The following is a 19,816-nucleotide window of genomic DNA, read 5'->3' as shown; positions in this document are numbered from 1 at the left end:
GTGGCGAAAAATAAATAGGGGTCAAAAATATACACCGAATTGATAAAATTATTATGCGCATATTGTTGATAGAAATATAAGTTATAAATGTAAATAACACGCAAAATTTGCAATTTATGCGATAGCTGCTGTGAAAAAATGTAACTGCATGGGTAGGTTAACTCATCAAACAGGCACCTTTGACAGGCTTGAAATTTTGTTAAGTGAAGCGCTTAGACAAGCAAAAAAATAGGCTTGACGGTTGTTTTATTGGGTTACAAGGTTTATCCTTATCCGTTGACATTGAATATTTGGGCAATGCCACGTTAGCGTAAATTTTTTAGCAGTCAAACTTATCAATTAAATGTAGGAGCTATTCATGTTTTCACATGTAGAACCGTATGCGGGTGACCCGATTTTGGGGTTGATGGACAAGCATAAACAAGACCCACGTGCCGACAAAGTTAATTTGGGTGTGGGTGTATATTTTGATAATGACGGTAAATTACCCGTCCTTAACTGTGTGCAAAAAGCTGAAGCACAAATCGCTAATCCACCAAAACCACGTCCCTACCTGCCAATGGACGGTCTGCCAGGTTATCGCGCCGCTTGCCAAAACCTATTGTTTGGTAAAGACGCACAAGTATTAAAAGACAAGCGTGTGGCAACCACAGCGACCATTGGTGGTTCGGGCGCGCTCAAAGTCGGGGCTGATTTTATTCATGCTTGGTTTCCACAAGCCAAATGCTATGTGTCTGACCCAACGTGGGCGAACCATATTGGTATCTTTGAAGGCTCTGGTTTTGCGGTGGGCAAATATCCCTACTATGATGCAGCGACCAACGGCATCAAATTTGATGAGCTCATTGCCTTTTTAAACACCTTGCAAGCCCATGATGTGGTGTTGCTACATCCCTGTTGTCATAACCCAACGGGCGTTGACTTGACCCAAGCGCAATGGGATCAAGTACTTGAAGTGGTAAAAGCGAAAAACTTGCTTGCCTTTATGGATATTGCCTATCAAGGCTTTGGTGAAGACATGGATGCAGATGTCTATGCGATTCGCAAAGCAGTGGACATGGGCTTGTTGTTCTTTGTCAGTAACTCATTCTCAAAAAATCTATCACTGTATGGTGAGCGCGTTGGCGGTTTATCTGTGGTGTGTAAAGACGAAGCACAAGCCAAAGCGGTACAAGGTCAATTGCAGTTCAATATCCGCCGCATTTACTCAAGCCCCCCTTCGCACGGCGGTCACGTGGTTGATATCGTGATGAATGACGAAGCGTTATTCAATGAATGGGTACAAGAAGTGTATGTGATGCGCGATCGCATCAAAGAGATGCGCCAAAAACTGCGTGACAGTTTAGAGGCCAAATTACCGGGTCGCAGTTTTGACTATATCACCAAGCAAAACGGTATGTTTAGCTATACTGGTCTCACCCCTGAGCAAGTAGCGCGGATTATCAAAGATTTTGGTATCTATATGGTCGCTAATGGTCGTATCTCAGTTGCCGGTCTAAACGCTAGCAATATCGACTATGTAGCCAATGCCATGGCAGAAGTATTAAAAGACTAAGCGTATTACATGGGCTTATTAAATAAGCCTGTTAAAAAACTAAGATAGCTTAAATCATCAAAACCCTTAACCGCATGTTAGGGGTTTTTTATAACTTATGATTAACGGGGTGGGGGAGTATTTAAGCCCTTCTGGTAAGGTTGTAGAAATATTTTTGACTGTTGTTAATTAAATCGCCACAAAAAACCTTGCTTTTCGTATCGGCTTTTGCTGAGATACCGATTACAATAATTTTAATAAAAATAGGATATCTTTATGGTCCCCTACAACCCCATACCCAATTTTCAAACCGCAACTGATTCTACGCCGCCATCCATCCCGCAAGCCCTCACCCCCCAATTTCGAGAAATCGATTACGGCAATAACGTTGCCCAGCGTACCCTGTGCGTTTTGGTGTTGGATTTGTCAGGCTCAATGGCGATACGCTCAGGCAATGGCGAAAAACGCCGTATCGATATGCTCAATGAAGGAATTGAAGCGTTTTATCATGATTTGATGAAAGATGAAACAGCGCGTAACCGTGTGCGTTTAGCCATTGTCATCGTGGGCGGGGTCAATGATACCGCAGAGCTGATGATGGATTGGACGGATGCGATTGATTTTTTCCCCATTAAATTTCGTGAAAATGGTATGACGCCGCTTGGGCAAGGTATGTTACTTGCGCTCAATTTGATTGAGCAAGAGCGTATCAATCTACGCGACAACGGTATCAATTATACCCGTCCTTGGGTTATTGCCATGACGGATGGTCTGCCCACCGACAGCCAAGATGTGTGGCAGGCAGCTATCAATCAATGTCACCAAGCCGAGCAAAATAACCAATGTATTATTTATCCGATTGCCATTGATGCGGGCGTGCAAGAAGTTAAGATGCTCAAGCAACTGTCGATTTTAACCCCGCCCGTGCATCTCAACTCCGTTAAATTTGTCGAATTTTTTGTGTGGTTGTCCGCGAGTCTTAAGACCGTGTCACAATCTGCGCCTGGAGAAACCGTGCAATTAGGAAGCATCTCACCGTGGGCGACCATTCAAAGTTGATGGCAAAGACAATCACCTTCAACGCTCATAATAATAAAAAACCTAAAAAAATTGGGGATAATGATGAACCAAACCACGGATTTGTTCGCGCAAACATCGCAATCATCGGTCCAATCATCTTGGCAACTGTATGGCGCATCCAGTATTGGTAAATCCCATATCGACAGCAGCCTGCCCAATCAAGACAGTATCTATTTGCAAAAAACCGAAAAAGGTATGGTCGCCGTGGTATGTGATGGGGCGGGCTCAGCAAAATTTAGCCAAGCGGGTGCAGCGTTTTTTAGTCAATCGATTGGAAAAATGCTGCTCAGTCTCAGTGTTAGCGGCATTGCGCTTGATTTAGGACAAGTCAAACAGCAAATTATCGAGCAATTATCACAAATACGCCTCGACCTGCAGTCGCAGCTGCCCGCTGAGTCGAGCCTAAGAGACTATCACACTACCTTTACCGGGGTATTGATTGATGCTAATCATCAAGCACTATTGGTGCAAATCGGTGATAGTCCTCTCATCACCAGCCAATTTGTTGTCCGCCATCCTCACATCGATTATTTCACCAACTTGCAAGTGTACGGGGATGATAGCAAGAATGAATACGTCAATGAGACGCATTTTATCACCCAAGATAATTGGCAATCCTTTTTAAGGGTTGAGCCCATTGATTTATCGCAAGTGGATTGCCTTGCACTGATGTCGGATGGCTGTGCTGACTTGGTATTTGAAGGCGCAAGTGTTACGCCCAAAATTTACCGCCCTTTTTTTGGTAACTTGCTATTTAATTTAACCCAAAGTCAAAGCTCACAGCAGGGCAGCGCGATTATTGAACAGGCGCTTGGCAACCCTGCCACCTATCGATTAACCGGTGATGATAAATCCTTGGTGGTTTTATTAAAAAATCAACAGCATTATCAAAACCTTGAACCGATGGTTGAGGTACAAAATGAAACCCTAGCGAATGACACTATAGTGACTGAAATCAGAGCGACCGCAAACCCCACGGTCTGGCATACCGATGCTGTCAATCATAAAAACACCCGCGCCACTAGGACGCCTGATGACCTAACCTTTAATAACATCAATAACATAGCGCCTAACCCAAAGCCGCACGCCAGTGTTGTAGATACCGCTCGTGCAACGCCAGCGGCTACAACGTCGCAGGTGTTGCCGCCTTCGCAGTCTGTTAGTGACGCAACTAGACAGCGGCGTAATACTGCTATGATGGCTGGCGCAGCGATGCTCATTGGTACAGGTGTATTGGGCTGGATAAATAAAGATCGATTGCTGCCGACGCAAACTGTCAACAATGCCAATACTGCGGCATCGGTGGCGAGCACAACGCCCACCTCGGTTATAACGCCCCCACTGACCGCGCACGCACTGGGTGATTCCTATGCCATTGATTTGAGCAAAGCCGCAGTGGTTACCGATAGTGGCAATCCGAGCGATGATCCCATCCTAAAGGTGATAGTAGCCAGCCTGCAAGGTCAGTCTATTGATGTCATCGAGCAAAAATCCAAACCAACAAGCAGCGCTAAAACTAAAAACGACAATAAAAATAGTGTGAGTCAGCCCTTATTATCCGCCACTGTTACCACAGTGGTCGCTAATAAAAACCCAACGGTTGCCAGAGTTTCCAGTGGTGCAGCGAGTACAGCTTTGCAAAACCAACATACCGAGGCTACTTTGACCGACTCACAATTTAACAATCATGCTGTCAAACTTGCAGCTAAAGCAAGCTGCTTGCCAGTTACCGATACCCACGATTTGACAAGTTTGGGTGTCACCATCCAACCCACGATGCATTACTACAACTGCCAAATTAGCTTGCCTATCAAATCGATAACGAGCCAAATAGCTGGGTTAAGCAAAAAGACGGAAATCTTGGATAGTCTGACGCTTGACAAAGGGTTATCAGAAATTTTAACTAGCTCTACCACCAATACCGCAGCTACCGCCTCTACGGGTTTGCCTGCTAGCACGGTCAGCGATTCTGGCGGCAATCAGCAAATACAGCTATACTATTTGGGTATTACTGACACAATAAATCATATGAGTGCTACTGCTAGCACTGAGTTAGCCGCTTTACCCACCTCATCTGCCCATCTGAAGAGATAGTCCATGCCGTATTTAATTGCAAACAATCAGCGTATCACCATTGATTTGCCTATCTCTCATGAGATCGGCTCAGGCGGTATGGGCATTGTCTACCGTCTTGGTAATCTGTTAGGCACGGGCAATTTGGTGGCAAAAATCTTTAAAAATCCCACCGATCCCAAAAACCCCAGCGTTGCCAAACTACAAGCCATGATGGCGCGCCCGCCTGAGCATATTTATGAAGTGATTAATGGGGTAGGGTATACCCAGTTTGCTTGGGTGAGACATCTGATTGTCGGTGAGCATGACGAACTTATTGGCTACGCCATGCCAGAGCTGGATTTTGATAGGTCGTTATCGCTCAATCCTTTTATGTACCCACGAGAGGCGGCAAAACTGACCGCGTATCAGCAGAGTCTCAATTATCGTGTGCAGCTGTGTGCCAATATTAGCGCCTTGATGGCGGACTTACATGGTCATGGGCATGCCTTTATTGATTTTAAAGAAGCCAATATGCGCCTGATGCCAGAGCCAAACACGGGCATGGATGATGATTATAAAGGCTTTATCGTTGGGTTTATCGATTGTGATAGCTATCGTATTACTGGCAGTGATGGTAGCGTTTATCCAAGTCCTGTCATATCCCCTGAAATGACCAGTCCTGAATATCATGAACACAAAGATATTGGTTTGTTGGATGAAAAACACGACCGTTTTGTACTGGCGATTGAGCTGTTTAAAATTTTAAACAATGGTATTCATCCTTTTTATTTTATCCCTGTGTCAGACCGATTAAAAAATGCTGCTCATCGCAACACCGACCAATTTATCAAAGAGCGGCTATATGCTTATGGCTTGCAGCCACACCCAGAGATTGCACCGCTAAAAAATAGCATTCATGTGTGTTGGGATGACCAAACCCGTGCAATGTTTGATCAAGCGTTTTTATCTACCCATCCAACTGATCGCCCAAGCGCCGCCGAGTGGGAAAATCATCTACGCGGATTGGTTCAACACCGCCAGTTTAAAGTGTGTGAAAATTATTCCAATGATACCAGCCACATTCATTTTGTCGGTAAACCCTGTCATCGCTGTCTGTTTTTAACCGTACCCAATAACCCGTTAACCACGCCCGTCACACCTGTACCCGCAATCAGCGCTGCAGCGACACCCAGCGTCTGGCAGACCACGCCCACCCATGCTTCTGTAGCGTTAACTGCCGCAAGTCACCCAAGTCATCAACCAAGCGCGGCTTTGAGCGGTTTGATGGATGATGAAACATTGGCAACTAATCGTCGGCTTGAGCAATCGCTCAATAATCAGGCTAACAGTCACACGGGCATACCGAGCCAACCCATCAATGTAATCAATGCAAATGTAGTCAATGCAGGCGATGACGCGACCCAAACACTGGCGACTCATTCAATGGCGATGCCAGATACAATAGCAGATACGATGACAGCACCCGCGCATCACACTGATACTACAGAGGCGCCACCCACTTCGCCACCGTATACCACTTCTACCGGTGAGGTATCTGTCAAAAAGCCCTCTAAAGGGTGGCTGATAGCGCTGATTGCCGCCTTAGTGGGAATCGGTGGCTATGGCGTATCAAGGTTAAAATCCGCCTCAACACCCACAACATCACAATCAGCCACTACCAATCAGTCCGATAATGCCAAAGCGGCAAGTACCGATGACAATCCGCAAAAAAAACCAAAAAGCCAAAATAGTTACAGCACCATCATCAAATCACTACCGACTGCAAAAGCCACTATGACGCAAGCGCTTAAAGCGCAAAATGGCTTTTTTTCTTCCTCATCGCAAACTAGCGTAGCCAAGCTGTATCAAGACACGCTCGGTATTAGCCCTGAGTTTTTTGATAACGTAGTCAAGGTGGGTGAGTTTGCCGAGCCATCGCTCAAACAGCTGCAAGAGCTCGGTTACAGCCAAGATATCAATGCGACAAAGCAATACTCGCTTGAAGCCTTTCGCAACGCGGATATGGGCTATTTTAAACAGCAGTCCATGAATAAAACGCTCGCCAAACAACTCAATGAAGCGGCAAAAAGCTATTACTGGCGCAAAAAAGACCCAAAAGCCGCCGTTTATCTTCAAGCGCAAGCAGTGAAATACAATCCCAATCAAGGCGAATATGTCGCCAATTTCGCTTATTATTTATTTAAAAACAACTATCCTTATAGCAAATCTTTTTTGCTTTATGCGCTACAAACGCCGCGTGATAGCAGCAAATACCCCAACACTTATATGATTGAATTGGCAGCGGCAATGGCACTGCAAGCGGGTGATGACAAAGGCGCAGTGGGGTCGTTATTGGCACAGTTTTATACCACGGACGATCAACAAAAACGTTGCCAAAACATGTTAAATTATCCGCAAACCTATCCAGAATTGGTACCCATCGCCGAGAAAGTGCTAGCCATTATCGACCAGCAAAACAGCAGCGGCGCCAATCCTGTGCCCGCTGAGTGTTTGCCGCCATACAACTGGGTGGTTGGATCGTCAAATTAGTTTATCAAATTGAAAATATGAAAATAGGGTAGTAAACATCTATGATTATTGTCTGCCAACAATGTGGTCAAAAATTACCAAAAACTGCGGTTATGTGCCCAAATTGTGGCAGTCGTCAGTTTGCGCAACAATCTGATAATCATACTCAGCCGCAGCAAGAAAATTCGTTTGTACAGTCAAGTGGCTATAATGCCCATGACGGTGCCTATGACGCGCCTCAAACCTCTCAGCTGACCCAGCCAGAACATTCTACTTGGCAAAGTTATACGCCAAATCCATCTGCAGGCAATTATCAACCGACCGATATGCCAGCTGTTCAGGCTAGTCAACCTATGCAGCAACCTGCTCAACCAATCTATCCACAGCCTAACTATGAACAGCCTGATATTGCTCAGGCGTCAAATCCACCCGCACAACCCACTGACTACGCAAATCCTTATGTCGCTCCCGCAGTGCAACCAAAGCAACCTAGCCAATACCCAACGCCAGCCGTCAATCAGCTGCCTTCGACCGCGCTGCAGACTCGTAAGCCGGCTCATGCCATGCTGTATGCAGGTTTTGTGCGCCGCGCATTGGCTTATCTATTTGATTTAGCGTTAGTCAGTTTATTATTGGGATTGGCTTATCAATTATTGTTGCCGCAGATTTTACCGCAGCTTGGCATTCGTGGGTTTACCGATCAAACGCTTGCCTTGATAGCGTATGGATTTTATTTGTTCTATATGACGTTATTGACCTGTTTGGGACGACAAGCAACGGTGGGCAAGGTGATTATGGGTATGTGGGTGTTTGGTATGCAGGGTCAACGGGTTAATTTTTTCCATGCGCTGATTCGAGAAACGCTCAAACTGATTTTGCTGCCATTTGGTTTTTTGATGTGGTTTACCGCCCGTAAACAAACGCTGCATGATTTAATCGCACGTACGGTGGTGTTGTATGACCCCAATTAATTTTTAAACAGGGATAGCAATAAAAAAAGTTAATCAATTTGGAAAACCCCATGCTAAACATAGTGAGTCGTACAAAAGCCAGCAAAAAACCCAACGCCAAAGCGCAAACGTTGAGCGAAATCATGATTTTAGCGGTGGTATGGCTCCTGTTAATTGGCGCATTTTTACTGGCAGATTACGCCCATTCGCCCAAACTGCAGCGTTATCAACTTGAACTCACCAGCTATACTGAAGGCATCGCCAAACCGCAACTGCTCAGCAAATATTGTGGTGACAACGTTATTACTAATCTGTATGACAACCGTAATGATCCTAACTATGGCATGACTCAAGCCTGCGCCCAAGCCAGTCAGCCTACACAATTAATAAGTGAGGCAAAGCAACATTTTGCCAAAACCCAACAAGCTTTAGCGGCCGCATGGCAAGCCCAAGGCAAACAGCAACGCCAAACTGAGCTGGTTGAAAATGAAACCGAAGTGAATTTGGGTGGTGATAAACTCAGCAATCGCCAAGATTGGCTACACCTTAACGCTAGTGGGCAACTCGATAGTTTAGACAACCTAATGGCGCTGAAAACCGATAAATTATCCCCTGCCGACCAAGCCAATTTTGCGGTGTCATTGCTTGCGGTCGCCGATGGCAATCGACGTTTTGCCTACAATCGCCTGTTTAGCAATCAGCCTGCCATTGCCAAACTGTTAAATCAATCAGCAAATGATGTTGCCAGTATCTATGACGCCAATAACAACCAACAAAAAGCCCTGCAAGCGAACAATTTACTGCCATTAATTGGCACGCCCACGCATTTGGGGATGCTCACTCAGGTGTGTGTTTGGTCGTGGGTGACGTGGGGCTTGCTATGGCTGTCTCGCCGTAAACATTGGCTTGAGGTACTACCGATAGCCATCACGGTGTGGGGATTGGTCATTGCGGGCGTTAGCCATACGGTGATTTTGCCGATGATGGTGGGGGGCGTGCTATTTTGCGTCGGCGTGCTACTGAGTGTATTGATGATTTTTTCGCCCATGCGTCGGTTGATGGAAAAATTCCCCGACAACCGTGCCATGCTATCATCTGCGTGGATTTATCCGTTGTTTGTAGGCTTTGCCACCTTTGGCTTGATGATTTTATTTGATTTAAGCACCCGTAGTTATCTGTCACTGCGTTATATTTTTCTCAATCATTTCAAGGATTTATTTTGGTGTTTTGTGTTTATTAGCCTAGCTCGTCCGATTAGCAGTTTGGTTAGTTGGGGGCTTAAAACCCTCATTGCCAATAACTTACTACACAGCAGTTGGGGCAATGTTAAATCGGCGATGACTAAAGCACGTGTGTGGCTGCTTGCCTTTACGGTGGGCTATTTGGGCTTGGCAGTGTTGATTCACAGTGACAGTGCGAAAGTCGCTGAACTGTCAAAAATTTGGCTGATGGTGTTTTTGGGTGTGTTTTTGGCGATTAACCAACGCGGTTTGATTAATCATCTGTTTTTTCGCTCCAAAAAAATGACCCTACTGCTTGCTTTTGCGGTGGTGTTGCCGTTTATCGCGCTGGGTATTGCCAATGAAAAAGGCACTATGCTGGTATTTTTGTTTTTGTTTACCTTTTTGGTGGGCGTGGCGCTATCCAACAAAATTTTCCAAATGGGCGGGCGGGGTTATATTTTGGGCGTGTTGTCGAGTACCGCGATTTTGCTCTTGCTGATGATGGTGTTGGTGAATTTAAGCGGGTTTGATGCGCGCACTGCCGAGCGGGTCAATGCGTGGGTCAATCCGTTTGTGGCGAGCAACGATCAGATGGCGATTTTGCATTGGTTTCGCGAGAGTGTGCCGATGATTGGCTATGGGTTTGGCGATATTCCGTGGTGTGGGTATCATTTGTCGGGCTGTCAGGGCGTGCCGCTACAAATGCAAAGTGACTATACTATTACCTCGGTGATGGCAGTGGTGGGTATTGGGGCAAGTGTGGTGCTGATGATGGTGTATTTTGCTTGGCTTGCGCTCATTGCCCGTCAGCAGATGGCGTTTGCCAGTGAGCAGATGAAATCACGGCTGTTATCGGGCGGTTATTTTTTGCTGGCGTGGGTGATTTTGCTGTGGGTGGTGATTACGGTGTTTCAGGCACTTGTCACCATTTCGGGAAATTTGGGGATTTTACCGCTCACGGGGGTGACGTTGCCGTTTTTAAGTTATGGCACCAGTAATTTATGGCTCAATAGTATTATGCTCAGTTTGGCGCTGTTTCAGCCAAAGTTGATGTTGGACGGCAATAAACTGTAAACCATATGCTCAATAACTTATCCAATTGTAGAAACGTCAAATTTTAGTAAGGCTTGCAAAAATTAAAGGTTCAAAATGACCGAAAACCAAATCCCGAAAGACGAAAACAGTCAAGAAACTATGAACAGTGGCGATTTAGAAACTGTCAACAACACAGGTTCTGACACGCTGTCACAGGACAAAAATGTCGCTGATTCAGTAGATGTTGAACAAATCGCCACGCCTGCCAATACCTCCGACAATACGCAAGCAAGTGAAACAAAAAATACTAACAAAAAAATCAAAAACGACGGTAAAGTTGCCAGTTTTCGGGTTTCTCAAGCGCTTTACAAAACCATTTTGACCAACTTACAAGTGATTTTGGTGGTGTTTGTCGTCGGTCTTATCGGCTGGCTAGCGTGGTATCTCTCGCCCTTAACCGCCTCAAATACCACGTACAATGCAGAGGCGAATGAAAACGCCGTGTCACTTGTCGTTGACAACCTGGGTATGGCGGATGTGGTCAACCAAGCCAACAGCCAAAATACTAATACCCAAAGTGCGAACGCTAATCTATCAAGTTCGGTCAACGCCACGCCTGCCAAAACGTGCGATTTAACTCAGCCCAAAAACCAAGCACGTTTTACCGACAGTATCAACCGAGTCAATCAAAGTCTGTTGAGCTTGTATCAGCAAAAACGTCTGGCCAACCAATACCAACTGCAAACTGCCAGCCTTTGGCAACAAGCCTGTGAGCAACATATCAACGAAGATGAGTTAGCATTTGCGCTAAAAACGCTTGCCAGCCCGGAGCGATTGTTGCAGCTACAATGGCGAGAACAACAGCCCAATCGCCGCAATCAAAACGACCCCAATGTCGCCCATATGCCAACCAATTGGCTCACCCAAACCAACCCTTGGTATGGGCTGCCGGGCTGTGTGTACATCAAAACCGCCAAAACGGCAGACAATCAGACAGGCTATCTGTATGTCGATAATCGTAGCAATACCACTGACACAGGTGACGTTGACCCATTAACCCAGCTTTGTAATAACCCTAGATTGATTCCGATGTCGGTCAAATCCTTGGCGGTTAAACCATTGACAGGGGCGGCGACTTTACCAAATGCACCAGCATCTGACCCCAACAATGCTTTTAATAAAACCAAAAACGATATTCAAAACCAAGCCAATGGCGTGCTGCAAACCCTACAAGACAAACCCACGCAAGACCCGAAAAAACGGATTGCCTCCACTAGCAAAACCGAGGTTGCTTTACCGACCAATTTAGGGTTGATGTATAGCGAATTGTCCAACATTCACGCCAGCCATTTTGACCGCCAGTTATTGGACGCTTATCAAAGCTACCAACAAAAAAATGATCAACGCAGCTGGTGGCAAAAACTCACGGCACCGCCAATCAATAGTATCAATGTCGATGGCTCAGATATCAAAATCGGCTACAACATGGCGTTGACCCTGAATCCCGCTGTACAGACCACCGCCCAGCAAGTAGCGGATTGTGTCACCAATAACCCCAATGGCGCGGACTGTAATAGCGTGCTATCGCCTGCGTTGCAAAAAGTCGCCAATGGCATGTATGAGAACGCCTTGGTACGCAGTATCGGTATCGCGGTGATTGATGTCAAAACCCAAGGCGTGCTTGCCCTTGCTAGCGCTGACTCCAACTGCTACCGTGCCGATAATGGCGATACCACGATTAAGCCCACAGGTTGCCCGATACTGTGGAAAAAAGACTGGAGCAAGCAAAACCTCATGAACCATGCGTTATACCAAACCGTATACCCAGGTTCGACCGTTAAAACCGTACAAGCATTGGCACTGGTACGCGCCAATCCACGGTTTAAAAATATGCAAACCCCTGAAGCCCGCTATCTCAAACAAGTGATAGCAAGCTCATCTACCGAAAAAGTGGCGAACTTTTTATATTGTCAACGCACGACCAGTGCGATGTCATTGCAACGTGACCGACAAGGCGTTTGCCCGGGTATGCCCGCCTTTAAAAAAGCCAGTGATGACATGGGCTGGAGTGTGAATTGCGCCGATAAAGGGGGAGTGAATTGCGGATTTAAAGATTTATTGTTTGGTAAAGCCTACAATAGCGACCCGATGCTACAAAGCCGCTATTTTTCAGGTGTACTGCTCACCGATGGCAAGCAAGATTACACCACCAAGCAATTACAATTTACCGAAAGCCAAGTGGCAAGCTGTGTCAAAGCCAATGGTGGACGTATGAACGGGGCGTGTCGTCAAGGGGGCGATATGCTCAATGCCAGCATGAACCAAGTGTTTGGCGCAGGTAATGCCAAAACCTCGGTACTGGGTGTGTCGGATATGTTTGCCAATCTGCTGATTGCCGATAATGGCGCGACCCAGCGTCGCGGCGTGCATTTAATTGAGGATTTGTGGGGCGTCAATCAAATTCCGCTGCGCCCTAAAGCCTGGCGCGGCGATGCTCAAAGTCAAGAGACAATGACCACAGCTACCAGCCAACTCGGCGCCATGCCACTGGGCATCAACCAATCTGACGCCCGTGGTGCGCTCAATTTATTATCAGGTACGCTGCTAGCAGGCACAGGTTTGGGCGGCGGCAATGGCACAGCTTTCACTGCCTGTAACCAAGCCATTGGCAGCTGTACATGGACACAGGGCGTGATAGTGGGCAAAACAGGCACACCCGGCTTTAACTATCCAACCAGCCAAAATGGTCGCAGCTTTTATACCCCAAATGTCACTGTCAGTATGGTGGCAAATCTGTGTAACAATGCGGACATTCGCGCAGGCAAAGCTCAGCCATCGGTGGCGTGTTATGCTCGTCCGTATAAATGGTTTGTCTATGGGCTAAAAGATAAAAATGGCAAATGGGATAAAGCGGTAGCGGTATTGGTTGAGCGTAACTGGACTAAAAACGGCTTGGTCGATGACCCCCGCGATGGCATTAACCGAGCGGTACAGGCAGGCATGATATTAGCCAAACAGATGTATCAAAGCTCGGCGATTAGCCATCCTACCAGTGCCAACCCATGGGCTGATTCAGTGGCTAGTCCAGTAACTGATACTACGCAAGCTGTTAAAAAAACACAAACCTATCAATAAAAAAGTTAATCATTAAGAGTAAATTATGGCTTACATCACCACCAATCACCGTTTTATCATTGACGACAAACACCCAAGCGATGTGTTTGATGAAATGGAAAATTTCTTTAGCCTATACACCACCGCCATTGATGACTTACAACGAGTGAGCGTTCAGCTCTCCGTGCCGATGAGTTTTGATATCACTGCCAATAAGAAAATGGCAGAAAGCTACCGACAATTTACCCAATCGCTTAAATACACCATGCCTGATATTCATATATTGCCGATTAAAACCCATGCCGCCCAAACAGCGGATGACGATGACCCAGCCAGCGAAGCAGATAATTCGGTCGTTTTGTTGATTCAACGGCTTGACGGCTATGCCCTAGATGACGAAGACGAAAAACCGAGTCTATATCAAAGCCTGTTAGGGCGACTGATGCCACGATTTGCCGAAGAAAAATCTGCTACAGGACACTACCCTGAACGCGCTCCAATCACCTTGCCTGAGCCTATCGGGCAGCCAGCACCTTCAGCCCCGATACCTGTTTCGCCACAACCACAGCCTGCTCAAGCTTATCAAATGCCTGTGCAACAGGTTACGATGCCAAACCAGCAATCAGCAATACCGCCTTTAAAACCTAATCCAGTACCTGCAGTTGCGCTGATGCAGCCGCCGCTGGTGAATACTGAGCCTATGCCATCTGTATCCTCTAAGCCACAACCTACGAGGGTACAACCGCCAAGTCAAACGACAACAGCCGCACCCAAGCCGATGGTAACTGTGTTACCAAACATCCAAAAATCTGCCAAGCCGTACCAAGATTTATTGACCGATGCGATTATGGCAGCGGCAAAACAATGGGTGGATAAATCCCAAGTCATTACTCAAATCACCTTAAAATCCAATGATGGACTGACAACCGCGATGGTAGAGCAGTTATTTAGCAGTTTTAATCATTCCCACGAATCCACTACTACCCCGCATGATGCCATTGATTTGGTATCTTACGGTTATGAGGTATTAAAACCCAAGCTTGCCACAATTGGGGTAACCTTGTCGGACGAAGCGCAATTTGGATTAAAAGCCAAAGTGCAAGCCACGCCAACTGATATCGCACGTTTGCAAAAAGGTGAGGTATTTAGCAATGAGATTAAACTGGGTGTTAAATTCATGACTCAGACTCAGAATCAGGCACAGCCAAACTCAAATCATCATATCCCAGCAAGCCCGCCCGCTTTTAGTACTGCTAGTAGTGCGCCACGCCAAGCACAAAGCAAACTGCCGCAGTTGAACCAAAATCTACAGCAGATTGTTTTGACCATAAAATCTGTGGATGGGCTAGGTGAGCGCCAACAAAAAGTACGCGAGTTTCCGATTGTGTTTGCCATTCGCGAGGCACAAATCGCGCATGCCTTACGTCTATTTGCCGCCAATGACCTAAAGCCTGGCAGCGGCGTGTATTTTGCGATTGTCGAATCTCAAGGACAGCTGCTGATTGATGAGATTGATCCCAATATCAGTATTACCCGAAACGGTCAACCCATCAACCGACATGATGTTTTGCTGCCCAATGATGTGCTAAGCATTAATCATGCGAATCATGCCATAACTGTGCAATTGTTGTTAGCCCAATAAATGGGCATAAAGTAAAACAGCATCGATAAAGTGGTTTTTAAAAATGATAGATTTAACATGATAGAGCGTGGCATGAAACCCAGTAAGTTATATTTACCCCATGATAAGTCGTTTATGGGTGGGCGGCTTATCGATTATTTGGCAGCGCATTTTTCTCATATTAGTTTGGCAAGCTGGCAACAACGATTTGACAGTGGTTTAATTAGTCTTGAGCGTGGTGAGCCGCTCAAACACGATTCACCCTATTTGGCAGGGCAAACCATCTTGTACTATAGGCAGGTTGAGAATGAGCCTATCATTCCATTTGAGCCCCATATTCTTCATTTGGATGAACATTTACTGGTGGTCGATAAACCGCATTTTTTACCTGTTACACCGTCAGGTCGCTATGTCAGCCAAACCCTGCTCGCCAAATTAAGAAATCATCCAGACTTACAGCAGTTAGCCGTGAATGACATTTCACCCTTGCATCGGTTGGACAAAGACACGGCAGGCGTGATGTTATTATCGGTTAATCCAAGTAGCCGCGCTTGCTATCATGCGCTGTTTGCCGATAGACAAATACACAAAACTTACCACGCCATAGCACCGACTCGCAGCGATTTATGTTATCCCTTTCACATCCATTCCAGACTTGAGCGTGGCGAGCCGTTTTTTTTGACCAAGACGGCCCAAGGTGAACCCAATGCGCATACCACAATTGAGTTGATTGAAAATAACGGGTCTTTTAGCTTGTACCGATTAACGCCTGTGACGGGCAAAAAACACCAATTGCGGGTGCATATGGCAAGTTTAGGTATGCCGCTGTTAAATGACAATTTTTATCCCACTGTCAAACCTAAAGGTACAACCGATTTTGCAAAACCGTTAAAATTGCTGGCAAAATCCATCGCGTTTATTGACCCATTGACTAACGAATTAAGGGATTTTAATAGTAATTTGAGTCTAAATTAATCCAAAAAACAAATGAACTAGAGATAAAACTAGGTAAGGTAAGTTATGCAAATGAATGATTTTTCACAGGCGATTAATGTGCTACAAGCACGTTTTGGCAATCAATTATCGACCAATTTAACCACTCGTGAACAGCACGCCCATACTATGAGCTGGCTACCCAATGAGCCTGCCGATGCTGTTTTGACCGCTCACAACAAACATGACGTCGCCGATGCCGTCAAAATTTGCAACGAGTATAAAATGCCTGTGATTGCCTTTGGTGTTGGTTCATCGGTAGAAGGTCAGCTTAATGCCCCTCATGGCGGATTGTGCATTGATATGTCTGCGATGACCGAGATTTTGCAGGTCAATGAAGCGGATTTGACCGCCACCGTACAGGCTGGCGTGACTCGTGAACAGCTCAATCATCATTTGCGGATGACTGGGCTATTTTTTCCCATTGACCCTGGGGCGAATGCCACGCTTGGCGGTATGGTCGCCACTCGGGCGTCTGGTACGAATGCGGTGCGTTACGGTACGATGAAAGATGTCGTGCTGTCGCTTGAAGTCGTCATGCCAAACGGTGAAATCATCCACACAGGCACACGAGCCAAAAAATCATCGGCAGGCTATGATTTGACACGGCTGATTATCGGCTCGGAAGGCACGCTTGGCATTGTGACCGAGATTACGGTGAAACTGTTTGGCGTGCCAGAATGCACAGGCTCTGGGATTTGCCATTTCCCAAGCATTGACTTGGCGTGTCAAACAGTGATGACAACCATTCAATACGGCTTGCCAGTGGCGCGCATTGAGCTACTCGATGCGGTGCAGATCAAGGCATGTAATGCGTATTCCCAATTAACCTTGAAAGAAATGCCAACCTTGTTTGTCGAATTTCATGGCACAGAAAATGGCGTAAAAGAACAAGCCGAATTGTTTGCAAGTATCATTGCTGAGTATCAAGGGCAAGATTTTGCGTGGGATACTGCCGAAGATAAGCGTAAACAGCTTTGGACGGCTCGCCACAATGCCTATCACGCCAGCCGAGCATTACGCCCAGAATGTGGCAGTTTATCGACCGATGCGTGCGTGCCAATCTCGCGCCTTGCTGAATGCGTCGCCGAAACGGTCAAAGACATCGAAAGCACAGGGATGCTTGCCCCGATTGTCGGTCATGTGGGCGATGGCAATTTTCATGTGTTGCTGCTCATCAATATGAAAGAAGAAAATGAAGTGAAAACCGCTGAAGGCATTTTACATCGCCTAGCCGAGCGAGCGATTGACATGGATGGAACTTGTACGGGTGAGCATGGGATTGGGCAGGGCAAACGTAAATATATGGATAAAGAACATGGCAATGCGATTTATTTTATGAAAGCGATTAAAAATGCCATTGACCCAAACAATATCATGAATCCTGATAAAATTTGGTATTAATTATTGATTTCATTATTATCTAATCATAATTATTTAATCATATTTTTGAGCTGTTCACTGGCGAGTTTGACATCTTTTTGCCCCAGAATTGCAGAAACGACTGCCACGCCGTCAATCACACCACCAGTGGACGTTTCGGCAGCTTGCAGCGCTTGTTGTAAGGCGGGCAGGGTGGTGTGATTGATGCCACCAATGGCGACAATCGGCAGCGTTACCGCTTGTCGTATTTGCGTTAAGCTCGCTATGGTAACTGTCTGCGCATCTTGCTTGGTGGATGTGGCAAACATCGCGCCAACGCCCAGATAGTCTGCGCCGTCTGCTTGCGCTTGGATGGCTTGCTGGGCGGTGCGCGCGGAAACCCCAATGATTTTATCTTTGCCTAAAAGTTGCCGAACCACGCCACACGGCAAATCACTTTGACCGATATGCACCCCATCTGCTTCAACTGCGAGAGCGATATCGACACGGTCATTAATGATTAATGGCACGTTATAGTGGTGGCAAATCGCTTTGATACGCAGCGCGCGCTCATAGAACTCTTTGCTAGCAATCGCTTTTTCTCGAAGCTGCACCAATGTGACGCCGCCCAATATCGCTTGCTCAACGGCTTGTTCAAGCGTCTGCTGTTGCAAGCAATTGCGATCTGTGACCAAATATAGCCGATAATCAGCACGGTTATGCATCATGTTTGCCTTCCAATATCATATTGACATGCTCAATGCCGTCTTCAAGGTAACAGTCACCTTGTATACAAAAGCCGAGCGCTTGATAAAAGTGGATAAGATAAGTTTGAGCGGCGATAAAAATCGGCTGGCTAGGGTAGTATTGCTGGCAAATTTCAATGGCTTTTTGCATCAAATCACGCCCATAATGGTGACCGCGAAAATCGCCAACCGTTAACACGCGACCAATCGCGACATAACCCAAATAATGATAATCGGGTGGGATAATCCGCGCATAACACGCCAGACTATTATCAATAAAACCCTGTAAATGCCAACACACCAAGTCGGTATCATCAATGTCTGGATAAGCGCAATGTTGCTCTACAACAAATACCTCACAGCGCGCCTTAAAAATGCCATACAAGGCTTGTGATGATAACTGTGGCAGTAGATTGAGTTGAAACGTTAGCATACGAATAAATCAAACGGATTAAACATCAGCATTATTTTAGGCTGGCTTGGCTGTCGATATTATGCCATTTGACCATCTTTTTACCCAATAACGGCAAGCAAAACGAAGGCAATTGGTACGCGCCAATCAGCGGTAAAAACATCGCACCCATAAATGGCGTGGTGATGGTATACGCCAATAACACATTGCGACCACCGCAAGCCAATGCAGAGATAATGGCGTTTTCATAGCCAAAGCGGCGGTATAAAAAATAAGCAGAAAAGTAAAATACTAACGACAACACAGTGCCCAAACCAAACAAGCTTAACGCCTGCATGGGATTGGTGTCGAAGGTATGTCTAAAGCCCGACATCAATCCAAGCGGAAACATCATCAGTAGAATAATATTAAACTTAGCAATTTTTGGATAATAAGTATTGAGCGTATCACGGGGAATATATTGGCGTGCTGCGACCGCCAAAATCATGGGGGCGATAATGTAAATTAATAACCGCTTAATATACAGTACAAAGTCTAAATGGGCATCCTTGCTGCCAAGTAACCACAATATCACCAGTAAGCTAACAGGCATAACCAACGTGGCTGTGATGGTTTTTGCCATGGCTAGCAGTGCATCAAAACCAACTGCATTCACAATAGCGCCCGTACCAAATAGCGGTGCGGTGGCTGATAGACCCGCGATAGCCAACAACAAATCACCACGGACACCCAGTAAATAAGCAATTAAGGTCATGGCTAAGCTCATCAGCGCACTTTGGAAGATGGCAAACCCCCAAACATATTGCGTCGTCATGCGTCTAATCAGCTGAGTTTGGTCAATGCCCAACAAAGTAAAAAACATCAAGAAAAATAAAATCTGCGGCAGAAGCCCAAGGATAAAATGCGACAAGTCAGGAAATATAAATCCAATCACACCAAATAATGGCATAAAAATCGTACTGTGACGGGCAATAAATCCAATCATGATAAATCCTTGGCGATTTTAATGATAAAACAAACAAACGATAAATAAATAATTGAGTGAGCATACTACTCATTATTGATTGATAAATGCAAATGATTTTGCTGCTAATTGTCATTTCATCATTAAATTAATCACAGTGCCATACATACCATTTTTAACGCCGATAGCTTTTATTTC

General features: G+C 45.9%; 13 protein-coding genes. 10 read left to right on the top strand and 3 right to left on the bottom strand.

Annotated elements, in window-relative coordinates:
* Nucleotides 1-358 precede the first annotated feature (358 nt).
* From RTJ53_RS01970 to RTJ53_RS01925, 10 genes are all read left to right on the top strand, one after another.
* On the top strand, nt 359-1,555 hold the full coding sequence (locus tag RTJ53_RS01970) for an amino acid aminotransferase (RefSeq protein WP_312275612.1): 1,197 nt from the start codon (nt 359-361) through the stop codon (nt 1,553-1,555).
* Nucleotides 1,556-1,810: 255 nt separating this feature from the next.
* Nucleotides 1,811-2,593 carry a vWA domain-containing protein gene (locus RTJ53_RS01965; RefSeq protein WP_312275611.1) on the top strand — a complete coding sequence of 261 codons (783 nt, stop codon included), beginning with the start codon at nt 1,811-1,813 and terminating at the stop codon, nt 2,591-2,593.
* 60 nt (nt 2,594-2,653) lie between these two features.
* The gene (locus RTJ53_RS01960) at nt 2,654-4,708 is read left to right on the top strand and encodes a PP2C family serine/threonine-protein phosphatase (protein WP_312275610.1); all 2,055 of its coding nucleotides are present in this window, start codon (nt 2,654-2,656) and stop codon (nt 4,706-4,708) included.
* A gap of 3 nt (nt 4,709-4,711) precedes the next feature.
* Nucleotides 4,712-7,219 (top strand): hypothetical protein, encoded by a 2,508-nt coding sequence (locus RTJ53_RS01955; protein ID WP_312275609.1) that lies wholly within the window; start codon nt 4,712-4,714, stop codon nt 7,217-7,219.
* A 41-nt stretch (nt 7,220-7,260) separates the two neighbouring features.
* Nucleotides 7,261-8,169 carry an RDD family protein gene (locus RTJ53_RS01950; RefSeq protein WP_312275608.1) on the top strand — a complete coding sequence of 303 codons (909 nt, stop codon included), beginning with the start codon at nt 7,261-7,263 and terminating at the stop codon, nt 8,167-8,169.
* 50 nt (nt 8,170-8,219) lie between these two features.
* Entirely contained in the window at nt 8,220-10,445 is a 2,226-nt protein-coding gene (locus RTJ53_RS01945; RefSeq protein WP_312275607.1) for an FtsW/RodA/SpoVE family cell cycle protein, read from the top strand.
* 75 nt (nt 10,446-10,520) lie between these two features.
* The gene (locus RTJ53_RS01940) at nt 10,521-13,541 is read left to right on the top strand and encodes a penicillin-binding transpeptidase domain-containing protein (protein WP_312275606.1); all 3,021 of its coding nucleotides are present in this window, start codon (nt 10,521-10,523) and stop codon (nt 13,539-13,541) included.
* Between the two features lie 25 nt (nt 13,542-13,566).
* Nucleotides 13,567-15,162 (top strand): hypothetical protein, encoded by a 1,596-nt coding sequence (locus RTJ53_RS01935; protein ID WP_312275605.1) that lies wholly within the window; start codon nt 13,567-13,569, stop codon nt 15,160-15,162.
* 72 nt (nt 15,163-15,234) lie between these two features.
* Nucleotides 15,235-16,116, top strand: a complete 882-nt coding sequence (locus RTJ53_RS01930; RefSeq protein WP_312275604.1) for a pseudouridine synthase — start codon at nt 15,235-15,237, stop codon at nt 16,114-16,116.
* Nucleotides 16,117-16,167: 51 nt separating this feature from the next.
* Nucleotides 16,168-17,538 (top strand): FAD-binding oxidoreductase, encoded by a 1,371-nt coding sequence (locus tag RTJ53_RS01925; RefSeq protein ID WP_312275603.1) that lies wholly within the window; start codon nt 16,168-16,170, stop codon nt 17,536-17,538.
* Nucleotides 17,539-17,567: 29 nt separating this feature from the next.
* Here RTJ53_RS01925 and thiE read toward each other — a convergent pair whose 3' ends face one another.
* Genes thiE through RTJ53_RS01910 form a run of 3 tightly spaced genes read right to left on the bottom strand, consistent with a single transcriptional unit; the run spans nt 17,568 to nt 19,639 of the window.
* A complete protein-coding gene (gene thiE / locus RTJ53_RS01920; protein ID WP_312275602.1) occupies nt 17,568-18,224 on the bottom strand; it encodes a thiamine phosphate synthase in 657 nt (218 codons plus the stop codon).
* On the bottom strand, nt 18,214-18,675 hold the full coding sequence (locus RTJ53_RS01915; RefSeq protein WP_312275601.1) for a GNAT family N-acetyltransferase: 462 nt from the start codon (nt 18,673-18,675) through the stop codon (nt 18,214-18,216). The genes thiE and RTJ53_RS01915 overlap by 11 nt, the downstream gene beginning before the upstream one ends.
* Nucleotides 18,676-18,706: 31 nt before the next feature.
* Nucleotides 18,707-19,639: a lantibiotic ABC transporter permease gene (locus RTJ53_RS01910; RefSeq protein ID WP_312275600.1), complete on the bottom strand. Its 933-nt coding sequence runs from the start codon at nt 19,637-19,639 to the stop codon at nt 18,707-18,709.
* Between the last annotated feature and the right edge of the window lie 177 nt (nt 19,640-19,816).

It is taken from the genome of Moraxella sp. CTOTU46711 (genome assembly GCF_031975715.1).
GTDB lineage: Bacteria > Pseudomonadota > Gammaproteobacteria > Pseudomonadales > Moraxellaceae > Faucicola.
Note: the sequence above shows the minus strand (reverse complement) of the source record. Positions and strands in the feature narration are given on the sequence as shown.